The organism is Pandoraea communis (assembly GCF_902459745.1).
Lineage (GTDB): Bacteria > Pseudomonadota > Gammaproteobacteria > Burkholderiales > Burkholderiaceae > Pandoraea > Pandoraea communis.
In genome coordinates this window covers 25,793-46,165 of the sequence record NZ_CABPSJ010000005.1, presented here as the reverse complement: position 1 = coordinate 46,165, position 20,373 = coordinate 25,793, and the positions used below count along the sequence as shown (strand labels likewise).

General features: G+C 63.3%; 19 protein-coding genes. 7 read left to right on the top strand and 12 right to left on the bottom strand.

Annotation, left to right across the window (positions count from 1 at the left end):
• Nucleotides 1–2: 2 nt before the first annotated feature.
• The 3 genes from PCO31110_RS18180 to PCO31110_RS18170 form a co-directional block, all read right to left on the bottom strand.
• On the bottom strand, nucleotides 3–1,238 hold the full coding sequence (locus tag PCO31110_RS18180; RefSeq protein ID WP_370855841.1) for an MFS transporter: 1,236 nt from the start codon (nucleotides 1,236–1,238) through the stop codon (nucleotides 3–5).
• A gap of 117 nt (nucleotides 1,239–1,355) precedes the next feature.
• Nucleotides 1,356–1,718, bottom strand: a complete 363-nt coding sequence (locus tag PCO31110_RS18175; RefSeq protein ID WP_150691075.1) for a hypothetical protein — start codon at nucleotides 1,716–1,718, stop codon at nucleotides 1,356–1,358.
• A gap of 311 nt (nucleotides 1,719–2,029) precedes the next feature.
• Complete coding sequence (locus tag PCO31110_RS18170; RefSeq protein WP_246189891.1) at nucleotides 2,030–3,517, bottom strand: M48 family metalloprotease; 1,488 nt, start codon at nucleotides 3,515–3,517, stop codon at nucleotides 2,030–2,032.
• A 378-nt stretch (nucleotides 3,518–3,895) separates the two neighbouring features.
• Here PCO31110_RS18170 and moaC point away from each other — a divergent pair, with 378 nt between their 5' ends.
• The gene (moaC, locus tag PCO31110_RS18165; protein WP_010808455.1) at nucleotides 3,896–4,375 is read left to right on the top strand and encodes a cyclic pyranopterin monophosphate synthase MoaC; all 480 of its coding nucleotides are present in this window, start codon (nucleotides 3,896–3,898) and stop codon (nucleotides 4,373–4,375) included.
• 7 nt (nucleotides 4,376–4,382) lie between these two features.
• Here the strand turns inward: moaC and PCO31110_RS18160 are convergent, their stop codons facing one another.
• On the bottom strand, nucleotides 4,383–5,258 hold the full coding sequence (locus tag PCO31110_RS18160) for an EamA family transporter (RefSeq protein WP_174979636.1): 876 nt from the start codon (nucleotides 5,256–5,258) through the stop codon (nucleotides 4,383–4,385).
• Between the two features lie 77 nt (nucleotides 5,259–5,335).
• Between PCO31110_RS18160 and PCO31110_RS18155 the strand changes: the two genes are divergently transcribed.
• The gene (locus PCO31110_RS18155) at nucleotides 5,336–5,908 is read left to right on the top strand and encodes a MarR family winged helix-turn-helix transcriptional regulator (RefSeq protein ID WP_010808453.1); all 573 of its coding nucleotides are present in this window, start codon (nucleotides 5,336–5,338) and stop codon (nucleotides 5,906–5,908) included.
• A 55-nt stretch (nucleotides 5,909–5,963) separates the two neighbouring features.
• Here PCO31110_RS18155 and PCO31110_RS18150 read toward each other — a convergent pair whose 3' ends face one another.
• Nucleotides 5,964–7,178, bottom strand: a complete 1,215-nt coding sequence (locus tag PCO31110_RS18150) for an MFS transporter (protein WP_150691073.1) — start codon at nucleotides 7,176–7,178, stop codon at nucleotides 5,964–5,966.
• A 103-nt stretch (nucleotides 7,179–7,281) separates the two neighbouring features.
• Between PCO31110_RS18150 and PCO31110_RS18145 the strand changes: the two genes are divergently transcribed.
• Nucleotides 7,282–8,253 carry a LysR substrate-binding domain-containing protein gene (locus PCO31110_RS18145; protein WP_010808451.1) on the top strand — a complete coding sequence of 324 codons (972 nt, stop codon included), beginning with the start codon at nucleotides 7,282–7,284 and terminating at the stop codon, nucleotides 8,251–8,253.
• 140 nt (nucleotides 8,254–8,393) lie between these two features.
• On the opposite strand, the gene groL is transcribed toward PCO31110_RS18145, so the two are convergent.
• The gene (gene groL / locus PCO31110_RS18140; RefSeq protein ID WP_010808450.1) at nucleotides 8,394–10,040 is read right to left on the bottom strand and encodes a chaperonin GroEL; all 1,647 of its coding nucleotides are present in this window, start codon (nucleotides 10,038–10,040) and stop codon (nucleotides 8,394–8,396) included.
• A 50-nt stretch (nucleotides 10,041–10,090) separates the two neighbouring features.
• The gene (gene groES / locus PCO31110_RS18135; RefSeq protein WP_010808449.1) at nucleotides 10,091–10,381 is read right to left on the bottom strand and encodes a co-chaperone GroES; all 291 of its coding nucleotides are present in this window, start codon (nucleotides 10,379–10,381) and stop codon (nucleotides 10,091–10,093) included.
• Nucleotides 10,382–10,716: 335 nt separating this feature from the next.
• On the opposite strand from groES, the gene PCO31110_RS18130 reads away from it, so the two are divergent.
• Nucleotides 10,717–11,829 (top strand): hypothetical protein, encoded by a 1,113-nt coding sequence (locus PCO31110_RS18130; RefSeq protein WP_150691072.1) that lies wholly within the window; start codon nucleotides 10,717–10,719, stop codon nucleotides 11,827–11,829.
• On the opposite strand, the gene PCO31110_RS18125 is transcribed toward PCO31110_RS18130, so the two are convergent.
• Complete coding sequence (locus PCO31110_RS18125; protein WP_150691071.1) at nucleotides 11,813–13,306, bottom strand: sensor histidine kinase; 1,494 nt, start codon at nucleotides 13,304–13,306, stop codon at nucleotides 11,813–11,815. The two genes, PCO31110_RS18130 and PCO31110_RS18125, sit on opposite strands and share 17 nt — an antisense overlap.
• On the bottom strand, nucleotides 13,303–14,043 hold the full coding sequence (locus PCO31110_RS18120; RefSeq protein ID WP_010808446.1) for a response regulator transcription factor: 741 nt from the start codon (nucleotides 14,041–14,043) through the stop codon (nucleotides 13,303–13,305). Before PCO31110_RS18120 ends, PCO31110_RS18125 begins: the two co-directional genes overlap by 4 nt.
• 332 nt (nucleotides 14,044–14,375) lie before the next feature.
• On the opposite strand from PCO31110_RS18120, the gene msrB reads away from it, so the two are divergent.
• From msrB to msrA, 3 genes are all read left to right on the top strand, one after another.
• Nucleotides 14,376–14,897 (top strand): peptide-methionine (R)-S-oxide reductase MsrB, encoded by a 522-nt coding sequence (gene msrB / locus PCO31110_RS18115; RefSeq protein WP_150691223.1) that lies wholly within the window; start codon nucleotides 14,376–14,378, stop codon nucleotides 14,895–14,897.
• A gap of 125 nt (nucleotides 14,898–15,022) precedes the next feature.
• A complete protein-coding gene (locus tag PCO31110_RS18110) occupies nucleotides 15,023–16,885 on the top strand; it encodes a cytochrome c biogenesis protein DipZ (RefSeq protein ID WP_150691070.1) in 1,863 nt (620 codons plus the stop codon).
• 116 nt (nucleotides 16,886–17,001) lie between these two features.
• Nucleotides 17,002–17,793 carry a peptide-methionine (S)-S-oxide reductase MsrA gene (gene msrA, locus PCO31110_RS18105; RefSeq protein ID WP_150691069.1) on the top strand — a complete coding sequence of 264 codons (792 nt, stop codon included), beginning with the start codon at nucleotides 17,002–17,004 and terminating at the stop codon, nucleotides 17,791–17,793.
• A gap of 64 nt (nucleotides 17,794–17,857) precedes the next feature.
• Here msrA and PCO31110_RS18100 read toward each other — a convergent pair whose 3' ends face one another.
• From PCO31110_RS18100 to PCO31110_RS18090, 3 genes are all read right to left on the bottom strand, one after another.
• Nucleotides 17,858–18,232, bottom strand: a complete 375-nt coding sequence (locus PCO31110_RS18100; protein ID WP_010808442.1) for a VOC family protein — start codon at nucleotides 18,230–18,232, stop codon at nucleotides 17,858–17,860.
• A gap of 159 nt (nucleotides 18,233–18,391) precedes the next feature.
• A complete protein-coding gene (locus PCO31110_RS18095) occupies nucleotides 18,392–19,075 on the bottom strand; it encodes a helix-turn-helix transcriptional regulator (RefSeq protein WP_150691068.1) in 684 nt (227 codons plus the stop codon).
• Between the two features lie 46 nt (nucleotides 19,076–19,121).
• Nucleotides 19,122–20,372 (bottom strand): c-type cytochrome, encoded by a 1,251-nt coding sequence (locus PCO31110_RS18090; RefSeq protein WP_150691222.1) that lies wholly within the window; start codon nucleotides 20,370–20,372, stop codon nucleotides 19,122–19,124.
• Nucleotide 20,373: the final 1 nt, after the last annotated feature.

The following is a 20,373-nucleotide window of genomic DNA, read 5'->3' as shown; positions in this document are numbered from 1 at the left end:
CCTTACGCCGCGCCGTCCCGCGCCATAGGGTCAGCCTCGTCAAACGCTTCGGGATATCGGTCGGTATAGAACGTCTCAACGGCGTCGCCTGCGTCATTCTCGGCAAGTAGTCTCCACGGCTCACTTGCGAGGCACGACGACAGCGCAGCGATGGCAACCAGGCCGCCATACAACCACCATCGCCCGTCCAAGGTATCGGCTGAATAGGTGACGCCGTACAGCGAGAACGACAGCATGCTCGCCATCTGTGTCGTCAGCAACGTTGCACTGGCGACTCTGATACGTACGGAAGATGGCATCGCGATCACGCGCCGGTCGATGCCGTTCATAGACAGACATGCGCCGAACACACCCGCTGACATCAAACTCGCCCCCAGCAAGACGATGGTGTCTGCGACGGTTGCGACTGCGAGGCTAATGCCCAGTGCCGCCCAAATCACGACATAACCCAACCTTCGTCGCAATACACCGGAGAGGACCGGGTGAAAAATGACGACGCCCGCGATCGATCCAACGACGAATATCGCGATCAGCCAACCCGCCTGCGATGCCGGCAATGCCGCCTGTTGCACGAGTTGAGGTATCAACATCGGCACAATCCCCGCCGTCGCGACACCAAGCAACATATCGCAGAGCGTGAAGCATCGTTCTGCCGGCAGCCGGACTTTCAATGCGAATCCGGCAAACGCGCGACGAAACGCCACGCTTATAGTAGCGGGGGCCGATGTTCCAGGGGGACGCGACGTCGGGAGTCTTGGCAGTCGCGGCAAAAGGAGCAGCGCACAACACCCGAGCGCTGCGACGCACCATAAAGCGTATTGTCGGGGAAAGAAAAGTAAAGCCGTACCGGCCAATAATGGCCCACCGATACGACCGAGATTGGCCGTGACTCGCTTCAGGCGAAATGCGGCTAACACGCGGGTCTTCTCGACAGTCTCTGCCGGATAGACACCAAGCAGCGGCTGCACGACGGCGAAGGCCACCACGGCAATCATGTCGTTCAGTATCCAGAAAGTGACGCCATGCGTTACGCCCGCAATGACCATCCGCGATATGCCTGATAGCGCGATGGTCACGCACGCGCACTGCATGACCCGGCCACGCGGCAAACGCTCCGTCCATGAGGCCGCCACCGGCAGTGCGATGACGGCACACGCGGCAAGCGCAATCTCATACGCCACGACACCTGCGGTGCCGAAACGGTCGAGCAACACGATGGGCACCATCGCGTTCCACATACCGAGGTAGGCCGCGAGGAGGAAATCCAACGACAGGTAAGCGAAGAGTGGAGACACGGTGTGAGCCGGGAGAATCGCCACGACCGAACGTAGATCGTGGCGACCATGAGGCGAAAATTAGTGAGAAGCTACGAAATGCTCAACGTTTGCGTCGGCCATATCGACACCAAATTGATTCAGCAACCGCTTATGCATTTCGTTCAGATAGACATCCCTATGCTCGGAAAAATACTTGGCATCAAACCAGCGCACGCCAAAATGCAGAGTATTTCCTCGAACCCCGACTGGATTTTGCCAATCGTACTGGACGTCCTCCTCCGGCCTCAAACTCAGCCTAAGATCAGACTTTCGAATCTCTTCAACACATTGGTGCAGACTATCGCGATCACGGAATTTGATTTGGCATTTAGTCAACGCAACCACCGGCTTGTTGATGAACCGCTCATTGTCTATCACGACTTCGTAACTGCAATTCTCCATACTTCACCCCACTCCGTGAATATTGGTCGAAAAGCTCGCGGCGAGAATTCACTGCGAGGCAAGCACGGTATCGTGTCGTCATACTCGCCAAAGGGGGCACTGTTCGCAATGGGGAATGTCAGAATCCCAAATAGGTAAGATCCGAACTTTCCATCTTGTTTCGATCCTACAGAATCATCATTCAATGGACCACTAAAAGATGGTGATCACCTTGCTTTGCATACTGCGTATAGATCGCAAATTTCGAAAGCTTCGAAGCGTTGTTTTTGCGCTCAACCCAACGATGTACGTAACTACGCGGTATGCACCCCTCACCCGAACTGCTTGTTGAAGTCCTTCTCGTCTTCCTTGTCTTCCCGGTAGCGACGCTGGAACTCGTGCAGTCGGGCGTCGATCGTCGACATCTCGTAGAAATCGGCGTCGCCCGCGTCGCGTGCGAGTTTCAACTGACTGATGGCCGCCATCCACTGGCCTTGCAGCGCGTACTGCTCGGCTAACGCGGCGTGCTGACGCGCCTGCCTGCCACCCGCAGCCCATGCCCCTGCGAGAGCCCGCCACCAGATCGGCTCGCCGCGATAGCGCTCCACCTGCGCCTGGAGGAACTTCGTCGCCTCGGGAATTCGCTGGCTGGCGACCAGCGCGTCTGCATAGGCCATGTCGGCAGCCTGAGACAGCGGGAACGCGGCGCGCGCCTGTGTGGCCATCTGCAGCGCTTCTTGCGCGTGCCCCGACGAGCGTGCGATATCCGAGGCCAGAACAGCCAGACTCGGCGTACCCGGCCCGGTGCCACCGAACGCCGCACGCGACTTCTCAAGCGCCTCGCGTGCAGGCTCCCAACGGTGCTGCTTGAACTCCGCGAGCGCCACCGCATACCAGGCCCCCGCCACACTCGGCGCAGTCTGCGAACGGATCGCCGTGCGTTGTGCCTCGGCAATCGTCGCGAAATCGCTCGCCGACTTCTGTTGCAGGACCAGCGAACGCGCACGCACAAATACATACTCGGGCGACTGTTCGGGCTGGCGATATCCGGCGTTGCGCGAGCGATTGAGCATGTCGGCAATGCGATCGGTCGTGAGCGGGTGAGTCCGCACATATTCCGGCACACCGGCTTCGTTGATGGAGTCCGCACGTTGCAGGCGCTCGAAGAACGTCGGCATGGCATACGTGTCGAATCCCGCCGCCTGAAGCAACTGGAAGCCCACGCGATCGGCTTCGCGCTCCGCATCGCGCGAGAACCGCAACTGCCGGTCGACGGCCAGCCCCTGCCCGCCCATCGCGATCCCCATGCCGAGATCCGAGCTGCGTGCGCCGATCCCGGCGAGCAAACCGAGCAGCAGGCCGCCAAGCGCAATCCACGAGTTCTGAGACTGCTGGCCGAGCATCCGCGCGATGTGATGTTGCAGAACGTGACCCGTCTCGTGTCCCACGACCGACGCCAGTTCCGACTCGGTGCGCGTGGTCACGATCAGTCCCGTGTTGATGCCGATAAAGCCGCCGGGCAGCGAAAAGGCGTTGATCGCGGGATCGCGCACAACGAAGAACTCGAAGCTCTGACTGGCGTCAAGCCCGACTTTGCGCGTGGCCGACACGAGCTTGCTGCCCAACGCATTGACGTAATCGGAGAGCAGCAGGTCGGACAGATAATCGGGATCGGCGCGAATCTCGCGCATCACGCGCTCGCCCAACTTGCGCTCCATGGCGGGGGAGAGATCGGAAGCCGAACTTTGGCCCAGCGTAGGCAGCGACTGCGCCGCAGCCTGCGTCGGAAGCACGGCCGCGGCAAACGTCGTCGCGGTCATGACGGGAAGCATCGCCCACGCGAAAACGCGCCGCCAGCGAGCATCAACGCGCGTGCACCGATCTGACGGACGTGAACGCCTCGACATGACGGTCATGCGCGCCATGAGCGACGTGACGAGAAAAAGCGAAGCACGGGAATCATGCGGGATATGCCAATGGAGGCGCTGAACGAACGTGACGAACGCGTCATGGAAATGGGCGCCGCGTGGCGCTGATCATTCGGGGCTGCTGCTATGATAGCAGCCAGACGTGGACGTTCCGCGGCATCGACCGAACGTCCGGAATGCCGACGAAACATCGCCGAATTCACGCTCGCGAGCCGCGCAACTGTGCCCCCTCGTGCCAGAACTTCCGCAATACCTTCTCAGCATCGACTCATGGCAGAACTCACCCATTTCGACACCGCCGGACAGGCCCACATGGTTGACGTCGGCGGCAAGGACAGCACGCATCGCATCGCAGTCGCGCGCGGCACCATTCTGATGAAGCCGGAAACGCTCGCGCTGATTCGCACCGGCACGGCCAAAAAAGGCGACGTGCTGGGCATCGCACGCATTGCGGCCATTCAGGGCGCAAAACGAACCGCCGATCTGATTCCGCTGTGTCATCCGCTGGCACTCACGCGCGTGACCGTGGAGTTTCTGGTGGACGACGGCGCGAACGCCGTGCATTGCCGCGCGCAGGTCGAAACCATCGGCCGCACGGGCGTCGAGATGGAAGCCCTCACGGCCGTTCAGGTGGGCCTGCTGACGATCTACGATATGTGTAAAGCCGTCGACCGCGGCATGACCATCACCGACGTGCGCGTGCTGGAAAAGCACGGCGGCAAGTCGGGCGACTGGGTCGCGCAGGACTGAGGCGGCATCAGGAACGCGACGCTGTCCACTGCACCGCCAGAATGCTCGCGAACACCATCGCGAGCCCAACGAATGCGACACCCTTGATCGCCTGACCCAGCAATACCCAGCCCAGCACCACGGCGGTCAACGGGCTCAGCAAGCCGAGCGACGACACCGCCACCGGCGCCAGACGCGCAATGCCGCGAAACCACAACGCATAAGCCAGCAGCGCCCCCGCGATCGATAGATACAGGTAGCCCAGCGTCTGCCACATCGTGAGCGCGGGCAGCGGCGCATCGGCCAACCATGCAACGGGCGCGAGCATCAATCCCCCCAAGAGCAATTGCCATCCCGTGAGGGCGAGCACCGGCATGTCCAGACGCCACCGGCGCGTGAGATAAGTGCCCATCGCCATACTCGCCGCGCCCGCCAGCGCTGCCAGAATACCCACCGGCTCGAACACCGTGCCCGGCGACAGCAACAAAACGCCCATACCGACAACGCCCGCGAGTGCCGCCCAGGCCGTCGTCGCCAACGGGCGCCGCTGTTCCACGCCCCACGCCAACCCCATCACCAGTAGCGGCTGAATCGCCCCGACCACGGCCGCCAGCCCGCCCGGCAAGCGATACGCCGCCACAAACAGCAATGCCTGGAACGCGCCGATGTTGAGCGCCGAGAGCACCACCAGCCGCCCCCAATCGCGACGCGCGGGCCAACGCCGTGCGTAAAGCAGCAACAGCAGACCGGACGGCAGCACACGAATCAACGCCGCCGTAAATGGCCGGTCCGGCGGCAACAGTTGCGTCGTCACGATATAGGTCGAGCCCCAGATCATTGGTGCCAGCGCCGTGAGCAATGCATCGGCCCAACGGATCGGCAGCGGGGAAGTTGTCGTCGTCATCGCGATTTATCTTCAATTCAAGATAAATGGCAGTTTGGTATCCTTTTACCTTGAAGTCAAGATAACTGGAGTCACCCATGGGAAACCGGCCAAAGGGAAGCCGCACAACGCGCGCAGCAACTGAGCCCCATCAGACGGCGCAGCTCGAAGAGAGGCATGGCGATGCCGTCGACAGCATCCTCGCGCAATGGCATCGCGAGCGCCCCGATCTGGATGTGTCGCCGATGGGCGTCATTGGCCGCCTCAAGCGCTGCGCGGCGCTCATCCAGCAGCAACTCGATGTCACGTTCGCCGAGTTCGACATGAGTGGGTGGGAATTCGACATGCTGGCGACATTGCGTCGCTCGGGCGCGCCCTATCGTCTCGCACCGACCGCCTTGTTCTCGACGCTGATGGTGACCTCGGGGACGATGACGCACCGGCTGCAACGTTTGGAAGCGCGGGGCTGGATTGCCCGCGTGGCCAATCCGGACGATGCCCGCAGCACGCTGGTGCAACTGACTGCCGCCGGATTCGCACTGATCGAACGCGCCGTCGAGGCGCACGTCGCCAACGAGCATCGAATGCTGGCGCCGTTGCCGAAAGCGGCCCTCGCGGACATCGAGTCGGGCTTGAGCGTCTGGTTGCACGCGCTCGAAAACGGGCATTGAGCAAGACGGCGGCGCCACAGTACGGCCCGCCGCCTCACATCGCGTCAGGCATGCATCATGCTGCCGCGGCCACCTTCCCGACGCGCTGGCGTTGCGGCCAGAAGTACCACACTGCCCCCAGCACCTGCAGCACGATCAGCACCGTCCACGCAGAGAAGTGCGCCTGTGTACTGTGCGCGGCATAAGCCCCGAGCATGGCCCCCACGCCCACCTGACAAAAGAAGATCAGCAGGAAGATGACTAGCGTGAGCGAGGTATTCACACGTCCGATCAGGGTACCGTGGAAGTGCTCTGCGAGCACCGCGTACGACAGAATGCCCGAGCCGCCGAAGATGCCATACGCCGCCCACAGCCAAACCGGCGGAATCGGCGCACGCATCATCAGCAGCGACTGCACGACAACGAACAGCACCATGCCGACGCCGGAAAACGCGAATACGCTCACACCGCGACGCTCGAGCCAGCGCGCAGCCGCACCGAAGACCACGCTGCCGCCCATCATCGCAAGCCCCACGACCGACACCAGCGACGCCACCTGCACTTCCGACAGCCCCTCTACGTCACGCATGAACGGTGCCATCCAGAGCGATTGCATCGCATAGAACACGCCCTGGGTGATACCGGAGAGCGACGTCACTTTCCAGAACATACCGCTTCCCAGCACCTGACGAACCCCCTTGAGCGCCTCGAACAGGCCGCCTTGCGCATGTGAACCCGGTTTCTCCGGCGCACCGAACCACAGCGCGACCGACATGAAGACTGTCAGCGCCGACAGTCCGAATGACACGATGCGCCAGTCCGTTAGCCCAAGCAGCCAGTTCAGCGGCGTGCCGACCACAACACCGCCCATACCGCCCACGGCCATCACCAGACCGTTGAGCAATGGCAAACGCGCCACCGGAAACCATTGCGCCAGCGCCTTGAACGCACTGCCCAGACACACCGACACGCCCACGCCGATGAGCAGGCGTCCCACCATCAGCGCGCCAACACCGTGCGCCAGACCGAATAGCGCAGCACCGGCAGCCGCCAACAGCAGCACGAGCGACGCCACCCGGCGCGGGCCGAATTTGTCGAGCAGCACGCCGGCAGGCAATTGCGCGCCCGCGAAACCAAGGAAATAAAGGCTCGTCAGCAAGCCGAGATCGGCGGGCGAGAGACCGAGTTCGCGCGTCATAAATGGTGCAAACCCAATGTTCACACCGCGATACACGTATGAGACGAAGTATCCGCAGGCGAACAGCACGAAGATGCGAAGTGCTTTCGACATGAAGCCATACCCAAGTCAATTGCTCGGGTATGGATTGTCGGCGGAACGACGTCATGAATCCAACGAAACCTTTGCGCGCGCATTGTGAGTAGAATTTGACATCATGTTCAAACACCTCCCTCCCCTCCAATCGCTGCGTGCGCTTGAAGCGGCTGCGCGCCACCGCAGCTTTACGCGTGCGGCAGAGGAATTGAATTTGACGCACAGTGCGGTGAGCCATCACATGCGCTCCCTCGAGCAGCAGCTCGGCACGGCGCTGTTCCGTCGCGTGGGCGCCCGGATGGTACCGACGAGCGTCGGAGCGCGTCTGGCAGAGCGGGTGCGCATCGGTATGTCGGAACTCGACGAAGCGATCACCGAAGCGCGGGCAGGCACGGCGCCTGGGGCATCGCCGGCCACGGTGCGCCTGGAAATCAGTGTGATGACCGATCTGGCGGCGCAGTGGCTGATACCCCGGCTCGACCGCTTTGGCGAACAGCACCCCGGCATCGACCTGATGGTGCGGATTCACGCAGACATTGCGGCCCCCGACCCGTATTCGGTCGACGTGGGTATCTGGCATCAACGCGTGGAAGAGACAGGATTCGTCACGCGCAAACTGCTCGACGACTACGTGATTGCCGTATGCCATCCCGACCTGATCGCACGCGTGCCGGGGTTCACTATTGCGGATACGGACAAACTGCCGATGCTGCGCTTCGCACATCGATCGTGGCGCGACTGGCAAGTCGCTGCGGGTTTGCCACCGCACGAACCCACGCGCGGGCCGATTTTCGACGATTCGGGGTTGCTCTTGCGGGCGGCGATTGCCGGACAGGGCGTCGCCACGACACGCAGTCTGCTCGTGCGCGATGCGCTCGCAGCGGGTGAGTTGGTGCAAATCGGCGATGTGCGCATTCCGCCGAGCCTCGAATATCACGTGAATTGGCGGGAAAATCATCCGCGCGAGCGCGCGATTCACGCCTTCTGGCAGTGGCTGCAGGACGAGATCGCCGCCACGACACCGCTCGTCGCACCGCGCATCCGAGGCGGCAACGACAGTGCGCCTGACGCTGCGACATCCACTCAGGCATAAAAAAACGGCAACGAATTCCGGAGAACTCGTTGCCGTTTGGTGCGGGCTTCAACCGCAGAATCGAAGATTCTGTGGCGAAGCCCGGCGACCCGGCATTCGGGGTGCCTTGCGGCCCCCCGTCATGCAGTCTCTTGCGAGACTTACATGCCCATGCCCATGCCGCCCATACCGCCCATGTCACCCATGCCGCCAGCCATCGGAGCATCTTCCTTCGGCAGTTCGGCAACGGCGCAGTCGGTCGTGAGCAGCAGGCCCGACACCGAAGCGGCGTTTTGCAGTGCGGTGCGGGTGACCTTCGTCGGGTCGACAACGCCCATTTCCACCAGGTCGCCGTACTCGCCGGTCGATGCGTTGTAGCCGTAGTTGCCCTTGCCGGCAATCACGTTGGCCACAACGACGCTGGCTTCTTCGCCGCCGTTGGCGACGATCTGGCGCAGCGGCTCTTCCATGGCGCGCAGAACGATCTTGATACCGGCGTCCTGGTCAGCGTTGGCGCCCTTGATGTCGGCCACGGCCACGCGAGCGCGCAGCAGTGCAACACCACCGCCGGGGACAATGCCTTCTTCCACGGCAGCGCGGGTAGCGTGCAGTGCATCTTCCACGCGAGCCTTCTTTTCCTTCATTTCGACTTCGGTCGCAGCGCCGACCTTGATCACGGCAACACCGCCGGCCAGCTTGGCCACGCGCTCTTGCAGCTTTTCACGGTCGTAGTCGCTCGAAGCTTCTTCGATCTGAGCACGGATTTGCTTGACGCGCCCTTCGATGTTTGCGGCTTCACCGGCACCGTCGATGATGATGGTGTTTTCCTTGCCGATTTCGATACGCTTGGCTTGGCCCAGCTCGTTGAGCGTGGCCTTTTCCAGCGTCAGACCGATTTCTTCGGCGATGACTTGGCCGCCCGTCAGGATGGCGATGTCTTCCAGCATGGCCTTGCGGCGGTCGCCGAAGCCCGGAGCCTTGACGGCGCAGGTCTTCAGAATGCCACGGATGTTGTTCACCACCAGCGTTGCCAGGGCTTCGCCCTCGACATCTTCGGCGATGATCAGCAGCGGACGGCCAGCCTTGGCGACTTGCTCGAGCACCGGCAGCAGATCACGGATGTTCGAGACCTTCTTGTCGAACAGCAGGACAAACGGGTTCTCCAGGATCGCGACTTGCTTTTCCGGGGTGTTGATGAAGTACGGCGAGAGGTAGCCGCGGTCGAACTGCATACCTTCGACGACGTCCAGCTCGTCTTGCAGCGACTTGCCGTCTTCGACGGTGATCACGCCTTCCTTGCCGACCTTGTCCATCGCCTTGGCGATGTAGTCACCAATCGAGGTGTCGCTGTTGGCCGAGATCGAGCCGACTTGTGCGATTTCCTTGTTGGTCGTGCAGGGCTTGCTGATCTTGCGCAGTTCTTCGATGGCGGCAGCAACGGCCTTGTCGATACCGCGCTTCAGGTCCATCGGGTTCATGCCCGAGGCCACGAACTTCATGCCTTCGCGCACGATCGACTGGGCGAGCACCGTTGCGGTGGTGGTACCGTCACCGGCGTTGTCGCTGGTCTTGGAAGCCACTTCCTTGACCATTTGCGCGCCCATGTTCTGGAGCTTGTCCTTGAGTTCGATTTCCTTGGCGACCGACACACCGTCCTTGGTCACGGTCGGGCCGCCGAAGCTGCGCTCGAGCACGACGTTACGGCCCTTCGGGCCCAGGGTCACCTTGACGGCATTGGCGAGGATGTTGACACCCTCGACCATCTTGGCACGAGCGGCATCGCCGAAAACGACTTCTTTAGCTGCCATTGCAATAACTCCTTGAATACTTTACGTAAGATGTCTGGGGGCAGACAGACTTAGGCGGCCACGACGGCCATGATGTCTTCTTCGCGCATGACCAGCAGTTCCTGGCCATCGACCTTGACGGCCTGGCCGGCGTACTTGCCGAACAGAACACGGTCGCCCACTTTCACGTCGAGTGCGATCAACTTGCCTTGATCATCGCGCTTGCCCGGGCCAACCGCCAGGATCTCGCCCTGATCCGGCTTTTCAGCAGCGGCGTCAGGGATCACGATGCCCGATGCGGTCTTCGTTTCGTTGTCCAGGCGCTTGACAATAACGCGGTCATGCAAGGGACGAAGGTTCATTACAAGCTCCTCTTTCTCTCAGTGTGAGATCGTCAAAACTAAATATGCAATCATTTGCATATTGGGTGAATTCATGGCGTTAGCACTCTGCGCCAACGAGTGCTAATTATAGGGACGGGGTTTTACGATTTCAAGACGCGGGGTTTTCCCTAACGCAAACTCTTTTGCCATTTCCCTGAACCTGAGTCCCTGGAACGGGCATAAAAAAGCCCCGAGAAGCCCTATTCCAGGCCTTGCGGCAGACACGTCACACGGAGCCGGTACAATCGGGGAAGAAATTTCTCCGGCAATTACCTGCGATGACGTTAGCTTTATCTGTCCAAACTGTCCGTTCCGTGCTTTCCCGATGTCCTGCCCGTAGTGCACTCGCACTCGTCACGCTGGCCGCAGCGCTGGCCGCAGCGCTGGCCGGTTGCGCTGGCCCTCCGCCGGGCACCGCCCCAGTGGTGAGTCTCCCGGCAGCCAATACACCGACACCCCCGCCCCAGAATCCTCAGACGGCCGCCGAGGCGCCCCAGGCCACCGTCCCGTTGCCGTGGTGCGTACAGACTTCCCTGCGCGAGGAAGACGATCTGATGCGCAACTTCGGGGGGATTCCCGCCGGTGTCCGCCGTATCGAGGAAACGCGCTTTATCGCCAGTTATGACCGCAACACCGGTAAAGTCGGCCCACTCGACAACGGCAATCGCTTCGTCATGGAGTTCGACGCGCAAGGTCATCTGCTCTCGAGCACCGACCGAGGTCGATATACGTACGACACCGACGGGCGGCTGCACAGTATCGACGGCGCTCCGGTCGATTGGCAGAGTGCCTATGCCTGGATCGTGCACGGCGCCTCACGACGCGGGACATGGAAAGAACAGGTGCATCAGGAAAGCGACGGTCAACTGGAATGGACCCGTCGCATCGTCGATGCGGCGAACGGTGCACACCATCGCCGCGCAGGCAGCCTGCAGGCGCGCCTGTTCGACGACGAATGCTTCGCGCTCTCGCGCCAGTGGGAAGCGCCCAACGAGGCACGTCAGGTGGTCACGGCAGACGGCAAGGCACGCCCCGCGCCGAAGGTCGTCTCCTACCGCACCTTTGCGAGCGTGGAGCGCAAGCCCGACGGCGGCCGCATCGTGCGCGACAACGGCGCGGCGGCCTTCATCGACGGGCAATGGCTCCCGCTGGCATGGGACAACGAGGTTTCGGAATACTCACCTCGCCACGAGTTGACGCGTGTCACCCGCACCGACGCCGCCACCGGCGAGCGTCATGTGTCCGAGTATCACTACAAGTACGACAGCCACGGCAATATCGTGCGCGTAGTCATCACCTCACCTGCCGCCCCCGGCGAAAAGGTCGAAAAGATCGACCCGTTCGCCAATGTCTTCGTGCGCAAGCTGACCTATTTCGACGCCGTGCCGAGCGCATCGGCAGACAACAGGATCACGTCGGCAAAGTGAAGCGGAACGTGGCGCCCTGCCCTGCGTGACCGGCAGCGTCCACCAACGTAATGCGCCGGCCGTGCAGTTGAAGAATGCGGTGCACGATGCGCAAGCCCAGCCCGCCCTCGCGGCGGGCGCCTCCCACCGTGAACGGCCGCTCGAAGAGACCTTCTCGCGCACTCTCGGGAATGCCCGGTCCGGTATCGCTCACCTGCACCTCGATTTCCGTGCCGACGGGGGCCACCGCCACCGTGATCTCCCCCCCTGACGGCGTGTAGCGCAGCGCGTTGTCGAGCAGGTTCGTGAAGACTCGCTCGATCAGCCCAAGATCGGCACAGGCGACGGGAATTTGCGGTGCGAGTTGTGCACGCAGCGCCACGCCGCGCGACTCGGCGCTCAGCTCGAATTTCTGGAAGACGTCCTGTATCAGATCCGTGACGGAGAACGGCTCGGCCTCGGGCTGCACGAAACCATGTTCGAGACGCGCCAGTTCGAACAACGACTGCGCCAGCGCACCGACCTTGCGGCTCTGATCGAGTGCAATGCCCAGATAGCGCCGCCGCTCGGCCGGTGTCAGCGTGGCGTCCTTGAGCGACAACGTTTCCAGATATCCATGCAGCGACGACAGCGGCGTGCGCAAGTCGTGCGAGATGTTGGCGATGAGTTCACGCCGCTCCTGATCCTGACGCGTGAGCGTGCGCCATTGCGCCCCCAATCGCTCGACCATCTGCCGGAAAGCGCGCTCCAACACCACGATCTCGTCGCTCGGACGCGCCTGCTGCGACGCCAACTCGTCGGCCGATACCGCAGGCAGCGGCGGCATCGGGGCCGCGTCGATATCGAACTCGCGTACCGAATCCGTCAAGCGCCGCAACGGCCGGGTGATGAGCGCGAACGCCGCCAAACCGGCGATCAGACACAGCGCAGCCACCAGTCCGATAGACCACAACGCGGTATTGAGCGCGACGCTCGTCGCCCCTCGCTCGGCGAATCGGTCGTGCGCTTCGCCCAGCAGCACAACGTACACGTACCCGACCTCCCGACCGTCCACACGTAGCGGCGCGGCGCTGAATACCTTGCGCACATCGGTGTTACGCGGATCATCGCCGTAAATCGGCAACGCCTCGCCATCGAGCAGCCGGTGCACGGGCGCCAGATCGACCTGCATGCGCCGCAAATGGCCTTCGGGTGCGGCGTGACCGGTGATGCGCCCTTGCATGTCGAGCAGATAGACCTCGACACTCGGATTCACGACCATCAACTGGCCGAACAGACGCCGCACGGCATCGGGTTTCATGCCGTTCGAATCCATCAGTTGTGCGTTGGCGGCAATGTGCTCCGCAAGCCCGCGCGAGAGCCCTTGAATCACCTCGGCTTCATGCATGCGGTTGGCGCGCACCTGCATCCAGGCCGACGTACCGCAGCACACCAGCAGCAGTGCGGCGAAGACTAGCGACAGGCGCTGGGTGAGTGTGAGATTCCAGCGGCGCATCATGCGGCTCCTGCGTCGGCACTCTGACCGTCCGGCGCGTCGGTCGCGAACTTGTAACCCCGCCCCCAGACCGTGAGAATGCGTGTCGGCTGCGCCGGGTCCGCTTCGATCTTGGCGCGCAGTCGATTGATGTGCGTATTGACGGTGTGCTCGTACCCCTCGTGCTGATAGCCCCACACCGCATTGAGCAGGTCCATGCGCGAGAACACCTTGCCGGGCTGACGGGCGAAGAAGTACAGGAGATCGAACTCACGCGGCGTGAGATCGAGCCGCTTGCCGCTGAGCGACGCCTCGCGGGCGATCGGATCGATGAACAACCCCGCCATCGCCAGACTCCCTGCCTCCATGCGTGCGTTGCGGGCCAGCGCATCCACCCGCCGCATGAGCGCCTTGACCCGCGCCACCAATTCCAACACGGAAAACGGCTTGGCCAGATAGTCGTCCGCGCCCAGCTCCAGCCCGAGAATGCGGTGGACCTCACTGGAGCGCGCACTCGTGATGATGATTGGCGTGTAGCGGGTCATTTCCCGCGCCCGGCGGCAGATTTCCAGCCCGTCCACGCCCGGCAGCATCAGATCGAGGATCAGGGCATCCCAGCCGCCTTCAGACAACCGGCGCAGGCCTTCGTCGCCATCGGCGCAATGCACGACTTCGAATCGCTCGTCGCGCAAATGCAGCGTAAGCAGGTCGGCGATATGCACGTCGTCCTCGACGAGCAAAACACGGCGCGGCGATTCCATCGCGGGGGCAACTCCCAGGCAAGTGGCGAAAGTGGGTCTTCAAGCCCCCATTGTGCGCAGTTCGCGCACCGCGAGGTATCACGAATTGTTTAATTTTACGTGAGGACTTTGGCATCGCTGGCGCACTACGCTTCAGTCATCGATCCGGCGCGGATCCCTGCTGTGCCCTGCTGGCGCCGTCCCGCTCCCCTCAACCCGTGACGGCAGGGGGCCAGCCCCGCCCCGGATCGGCCTACTGACCGGAGGATGTCATGAGTTTGTCCGAAAACGATCCACGCACCCCAACCGAGCTATCGCCGCCGCGCCGCGCGGGTGTCGCGAGCACCGGCCCGATGCCATCGCGCCGTGTGTTCCTGCTGAGTGCTACCGCAGCAGCGGCGGCCATCGCTGCCGGGCTGGTGCCACGGCTCATGCGTCCTGCGCTGGCCGGCGACGCCCCCCGTACCAGCGCCCCCGAGCACTTCGAGGTGGCCTACAGCGATGCCGAGTGGCGCAAGCGCCTGACGCCCGGACAGTACGAAATCCTGCGTCAGGAGGGGACCGAGCGCCCCTATTCGAGCCCGCTTAACGACGAACACCGTGCCGGCACGTTCTCGTGCGCCGGTTGTGCGCTGCCGCTCTTCTCGTCGCGCACGAAGTTCGATAGCCACACCGGCTGGCCGAGCTTCTGGACGCCGCTTGAACATGCCGTGGGCACACGCACCGACACGACTTTCGGCATGGCGCGCACCGAAGTGCATTGCCGGCGTTGCGGCGGCCATCTGGGCCACGTGTTCGACGATGGTCCGAAGCCGACCGGTCTGCGCTACTGCATGAACGGCCTTGCGATGACGTTCAGTCCGCAGGCCGCCTGAGCACCGATCCCCCCTGGCCGACACGCTGAGAAAGAGGCTATCCCGCCCGGTCGCCAGATCCGATTCACCGCCAACCCATCAAAGGCGCAACGCCCGGCATTCGAGTGTTGCGTCAGGAGCGCTTCATGACCTTGCTCATCCTCGCCTACCTCGGCGGGATTCTGACCATCGTCAGCCCGTGCATTCTGCCAGTGCTGCCCTTCGTCTTCTCGCGTGCGGGCCAGTCTTTCGCCCGCAGCGTGCTGCCCATGCTCGCCGGCATGGTGCTGATGTTCGCGCTGGTCGCCACGCTCGCGGCTGTGGGCGGCAGTTGGGTCGTGCAGGCGAACCAGTATGGCCGCTGGCTCGCGCTCGCGCTGGTGGCACTCTTCGGTGCGACGCTGCTCTTTCCGAAGCTCGCCGAACGGCTCACGCATCCGCTCGTGTCGCTGGGCGACCGTCTGTCGCAGTCTGCGCAAGGCGACGGCGCCGCCGTCGGCGCGGCTACCGGCCCGCGCCCCGGCGCATCGTTCCTGCTCGGCATTGCCACCGGCCTGCTCTGGGCGCCGTGTGCCGGCCCGATCCTCGGCTTGGTGCTCACGGGCGCGGCGCTGCAAGGCGCGAGCGTCGGCACGACACTGCTGCTGGTCGCCTATGCCGCAGGCGCAGCTACGTCGCTCGCACTGGCACTGCTCGTCGGCGGACGCGTGTTCTCCGCCATGAAGCGCTCGCTCGGCGCAGGCGAATGGATTCGCCGCGGGCTCGGCGCACTGATGCTCGCGGGGGTTGCCGCGATCGCGTTCGGCCTCGACACCGGCGTGCTTGCGCGGATTTCGACAGCATCGACGGGCGGCATCGAACAAAAGCTCGTGGAACAGTTGGGTGCACGCCGGAACGACGATGCCAATGCCAACGCCCCCGCACAAAACGCCCCGGCGGCAAATCAGGCCAATGCCGGCGCTGGCACCAACACGGGTGGCTCTGCCATGACGGCCACCGGCAGCGCAATGATACGCGCCGCCGTCGATGCGCCCGCCCCGCTGCCGGTCGAAGGCCAGTTGCCCTCGCTCGACGGCGCCGTGCAATGGCTGAACTCGCCGCCGCTCACAGCACAAGCCCTGCGCGGCAAGGTCGTGCTCGTCGACTTCTGGACGTACTCGTGCATCAACTGCCTGCGTACGCTGCCGTATGTGAAGGCTTGGGCACAGAAGTATCGCGATCAGGGCCTCGTTGTCATCGGCGTGCATGCGCCCGAGTTCGCGTTCGAACGCGATATCGGCAACGTGAAGAAGGCCGTGCACGATCTGGGCGTCGACTACCCCGTCGCTATCGACAACAACTACGCCATCTGGCGCGGCTTCAACAATCAGTATTGGCCGGCGCACTATTTCATCGACGCACAGGGCCGCGTGCGCTACCACCACTTTGGCGAAGGCAATTACGCCGAATCGGAGCGCGTGATCCAGCAACTGTTGCGCGAAGCGGGAGCCAGGCAGGTCACAGGCGGCATTACCGACGTGCAAGCCAACGGCATCCAGCAGGCCGCCGACATGCGCGACGTCGGTTCGCCGGAAACCTATGTCGGCTACGAGCGCGCCGATCACTTTGCTTCCCCTGGCGGTACCGTGCGCGATCAGGCCAATGACTATCGTGCGCCGTCGATGCCGTCGCTCAACCACTGGGGACTGGCCGGTCGCTGGCGCGTCGGGCCGGAGCAGGCCACCGCAAGCGAGGCGGGTGCGCGCATCGTCTACCGATTCCACGCCCGTGACCTGCACCTCGTGCTCGGCCCGGACGCCAGCGGCAAACCCGTGCGCTTTCGCGTGACGCTTGACGGTGAAGCCCCCGGCGATGCCCACGGCACCGACGTCGCTGCCGATGGCACCGGCACGGTGACGTCGCAACGCCTTTACCAATTGGTGCGTCAGTCGGGCGATGTGCGCGACCGGACGTTCACCATCGAGTTTCTCGATCCGGGGGTATCTGCCTACGCCTTCACGTTCGGTTGAGTACGAATACGTCAGACAGATCACACGACCTGACGCCGGCGCGCATGAACCAGTACAGAATCTGCATTACCAATGACATTGCCACCGAGGCGTCCGTTGACGCCGGGAGTTTTCAAATGACCCAATTCGATCCGCTTTCCCCGTCGCAAGCCCGCGACGAAACTTCAGGCCAATCGCCACGCCGCACGTCGCTCGTCTCGCGAGCCCGGCGCGTGCTGGTCGGTGCCGCCGCAGCCGCCGCCGGGGTACTCGTCTGGCAAGTCGGCGCTTACGCGTTCGGCGGTGCCGAAGCGGCCGTGGTCATCCCCGCGCCGAAACTCGATGAGCCCACCACCGGCGCGCACACCGAAAAGGCGGTGTTTGCCGGCGGTTGCTTCTGGGGAGTGCAAGGCGTGTTCCAGCACGTGAAGGGCGTGACAAAGGCCGTGTCCGGCTACGCGGGCGGTACGGCAAAGACCGCCGATTACGAAACCGTCAGTAGCGGCTCGACGGGCCATGCCGAATCGGTGGAAGTGACGTTCGATCCGCAGCAGATCTCCTACGGGAAGTTACTGCAGATCTACTTCTCCGTGGCGCACAACCCGACCGAGCTGAACCGTCAGGGGCCCGACAGTGGCACGCAGTATCGCTCGGCCGTGTTCCCGATGAACGATGCGCAGCGCAATGTCGCCAACGCGTATATCGCTCAACTCGACACCTCGCACGCCTACAGCAAGCCCATCGCGACGAAGGTAGAGAAGTACACGGGCTTCTTTGCCGCCGAGACCTATCATCAGGACTTCCTGACCGAACATCCAACGTATCCGTACATCGTCATCAACGATCTGCCGAAGGTGAACGACCTCAAACGACTGTTCCCCTCGCTGTATCGCGACACCCCAGTGCTCGTGAAGACAGCCACAAAATAATCGCCGCTGCGGCAAGGGCGGCAGGCGTGCGTTCACACGCCCGGCTCGCCCTAGCGACATGTCATCAGCGATTCTCGGCGAGCTTGTACACGCGCAACCGGTGGCCATCGGGGTCAGATGCCACGAACGTGCGGCCGAAGTTCATCGTCGTCGGGGCCTGCACGATAGTGATGCCCCGGGCGCGCCAGTCTTCCCAGGTGGCGTCCACATGCGCGTCGGACGCCGCCGGTATCACGAGTTCGCTGCCACCCGGCGGGGCGATCGCCGTCGGCACCAAGGCAAAACGCGCCCACAGCCCCAGCTTCAGTCCCGAGGGAAATTCGAACAGCGCATATCCGGGCGACGCTTCGATCGGCTCCAGGTCGAACAGATCGGCGTAAAACGCCGCACTCTCCGGGGGACTCGCAACATACAGATTGACCATGTTCGGATGCAGCATGACTAGCTCCTGTCGATAGTGATGAATGACTGCCGCCCCGTCAGCCCCGTGGTGCCGGTGCTGCCGTGCGCTGTCATGAATGCCATCGTACGAAGGGATACTGTCAGATTTTGTCAGTAGTCGAACGTCGATTCGAAACGCCGCGAAGACTGGCGGCTGTCATTGCCGGCCGGTCGTTTCTCGCCACGTCTTGAGTAACGCTCGCCGCCCGCGCGGGTAGCGCGTTTCGGTCACGGTCATGGCTTCGACGCGATCCGCGCGGAAGTGACGGAAACCGTCGCGCAACTCACACCATGCAACGATCATGCGCACGCGGTCGAAGAAGCCGAGCGCGAACGGCCAGATGACGCGCTCGGACATATGACCCGCTTCATCCCGGTAGGACAAGTGGAGTTTGCGCTCGGCCCGAATGGCCTCGCGAATGACGGTCAGATCGACGATCATGGGGGGCAACGGATCGCCCGGACCAATGAGCAGCGTCGACGCCTCGAGCGATGCGCGCAGATCCGACGGCAGCACCGCCGCGATCTTGGCCAACGCGTTCGTCGCGGCGTCGGCCAGCGCCCCGTCGGTACGCTTGGCCACCCAGCGCGAACCCAGCACGATCGCCTCGATCTCTTCTTCCGAGAACATCAGCGGCGGCAGCAGGAAACCCGGCTTGAGCACATAGCCCAGCCCCGGCGCGCCTTCGATGTGCGCGCCCTGCGCCTGCAATACGGCAATGTCCCGGTAGAGCGTGCGCAGGCTCACGCCAAGCGAGTCGGCCAGCGCCGCGCCCGCCACGGGGTAGCGGTGACGGCGCAGCAACTGCATCAGAGAGAAGAGACGTTGTGTGCGGGACATGGCGCGTCATTATGCGCCATGCCGTCCCGCGAGGTAACGCATCGGATTACTTCTGACGCAGTTGCTTGACGATCTCGGAATTCACGTCGCCCGCCTGCCCGCCATAGGCTACGCGCAGGTAGTTACTCAACTCGGCGATCTGCGCGTCGGTGAGACGCTTGTCGAACCCCGGCATGTCCTGCATGGCCTCCAGCCCCGGGAATTTCTGCGGCTCGATGCCGTCGAGGATCGCGACGATCAGATTGCGCGGATCTTTCTGACGCACCGTCGAATTGCCCAGCATAGACACCGCGACATGCGGCTTGCCTGTGCCATCGGCCGCGTGACATCCTGCGCAGACAGCCAGATACAGATTGCGGCCGGCCGTCAGCTTGCTCGTGTCGGGCTTGTCGGGCAACGGCTTCGGTGCTGGTGCTGCGTCGCCGAGCAGGTACGTCGATAGCGAGCGCAGATCGTCAGGCGTGAGGTATTGCGTGCTCAGGTGCACCACCGGGTACATCTCGCCGAACGCCGACCCTTGCGGGGCAATGCCCGTGCCGAAGAACGTTTGCAGATCCTTCACCGTCCAGCCGCGCGCAGCCAGCGCCTCGGGCGTCAGATCGGGCGCGGCAATGCGCGCGAGCGCCGCGCCGCCGAGCGGCTTGGCCTTGTCGAGCTGCCCGAACGTGCCGCGCGGCGTGTGACATTCCGCGCAGTGGCCCAGGGCGTTGGCGAGATAGCGTCCGCGCAGCCAGTCCGCCGACTGCCCCTTCGAGGCGTCGGGCAGCGTGTCCTTCAGGAACATCCAGTCCCACACGCGCATGCCGAAACGCATGTTGTACGGAAACGAGAGGTCGTGCTTGCGGTTGGGCACGGCGGCCGGCTTCACCGACATCAGGTACGCGTAGATGGCGTCGCTGTCCGCACGGGTCATCTGACGATAGGATGTGTACGGCATGGCCGGGTACAGCGCCTTATCCGGGGCAACGCCGTCGTGCAGGGCGCGGTAAAAATCGTCGGCCGTCCAGCCACCGATGCCGTTCGTCTTGTCCGGCGTGATGTTCGTGCCGTAGAACGTGCCGAACGGCGACTTGAGCGGCACGCCCCCGGCAAACGGCGCCCCGTCCGCACTCGTATGACAGGCCGCACAATCGGCCGCACGCGCCAGATACTTGCCCCGGGTGATCAGTTCGGACGAGGCGTTCACCGCCGGTGCAGGCGATGCCGTTGGTGCCGTTGGTGCTGTTGACGCTGACGGCGCAGACGCCGACGCACCACTGGCCGCGGATGCCGTAGCGCTCGGGGCATCTGCGGCCATC

Coding starts and splice junctions, on each gene's coding strand:
- PCO31110_RS18180 (WP_370855841.1), bottom strand. CDS start 1,238: ATGTGGAACGCGATGGTGCCCATCGTGTTGCTCGACCGTTTCGGCACC.
- PCO31110_RS18175 (WP_150691075.1), bottom strand. CDS start 1,718: ATGGAGAATTGCAGTTACGAAGTCGTGATAGACAATGAGCGGTTCATC.
- PCO31110_RS18170 (WP_246189891.1), bottom strand. CDS start 3,517: ATGACCGCGACGACGTTTGCCGCGGCCGTGCTTCCGACGCAGGCTGCG.
- moaC (WP_010808455.1), top strand. CDS start 3,896: ATGGCAGAACTCACCCATTTCGACACCGCCGGACAGGCCCACATGGTT.
- PCO31110_RS18160 (WP_174979636.1), bottom strand. CDS start 5,258: ATGACGACGACAACTTCCCCGCTGCCGATCCGTTGGGCCGATGCATTG.
- PCO31110_RS18155 (WP_010808453.1), top strand. CDS start 5,336: ATGGGAAACCGGCCAAAGGGAAGCCGCACAACGCGCGCAGCAACTGAG.
- PCO31110_RS18150 (WP_150691073.1), bottom strand. CDS start 7,178: ATGTCGAAAGCACTTCGCATCTTCGTGCTGTTCGCCTGCGGATACTTC.
- PCO31110_RS18145 (WP_010808451.1), top strand. CDS start 7,282: ATGTTCAAACACCTCCCTCCCCTCCAATCGCTGCGTGCGCTTGAAGCG.
- groL (WP_010808450.1), bottom strand. CDS start 10,040: ATGGCAGCTAAAGAAGTCGTTTTCGGCGATGCCGCTCGTGCCAAGATG.
- groES (WP_010808449.1), bottom strand. CDS start 10,381: ATGAACCTTCGTCCCTTGCATGACCGCGTTATTGTCAAGCGCCTGGAC.
- PCO31110_RS18125 (WP_150691071.1), bottom strand. CDS start 13,306: ATGATGCGCCGCTGGAATCTCACACTCACCCAGCGCCTGTCGCTAGTC.
- PCO31110_RS18120 (WP_010808446.1), bottom strand. CDS start 14,043: ATGGAATCGCCGCGCCGTGTTTTGCTCGTCGAGGACGACGTGCATATC.
- msrB (WP_150691223.1), top strand. CDS start 14,376: ATGCCATCGCGCCGTGTGTTCCTGCTGAGTGCTACCGCAGCAGCGGCG.
- PCO31110_RS18110 (WP_150691070.1), top strand. CDS start 15,023: ATGACCTTGCTCATCCTCGCCTACCTCGGCGGGATTCTGACCATCGTC.
- msrA (WP_150691069.1), top strand. CDS start 17,002: ATGACCCAATTCGATCCGCTTTCCCCGTCGCAAGCCCGCGACGAAACT.
- PCO31110_RS18100 (WP_010808442.1), bottom strand. CDS start 18,232: ATGCTGCATCCGAACATGGTCAATCTGTATGTTGCGAGTCCCCCGGAG.
- PCO31110_RS18095 (WP_150691068.1), bottom strand. CDS start 19,075: ATGTCCCGCACACAACGTCTCTTCTCTCTGATGCAGTTGCTGCGCCGT.
- PCO31110_RS18090 (WP_150691222.1), bottom strand. CDS start 20,372: ATGGCCGCAGATGCCCCGAGCGCTACGGCATCCGCGGCCAGTGGTGCG.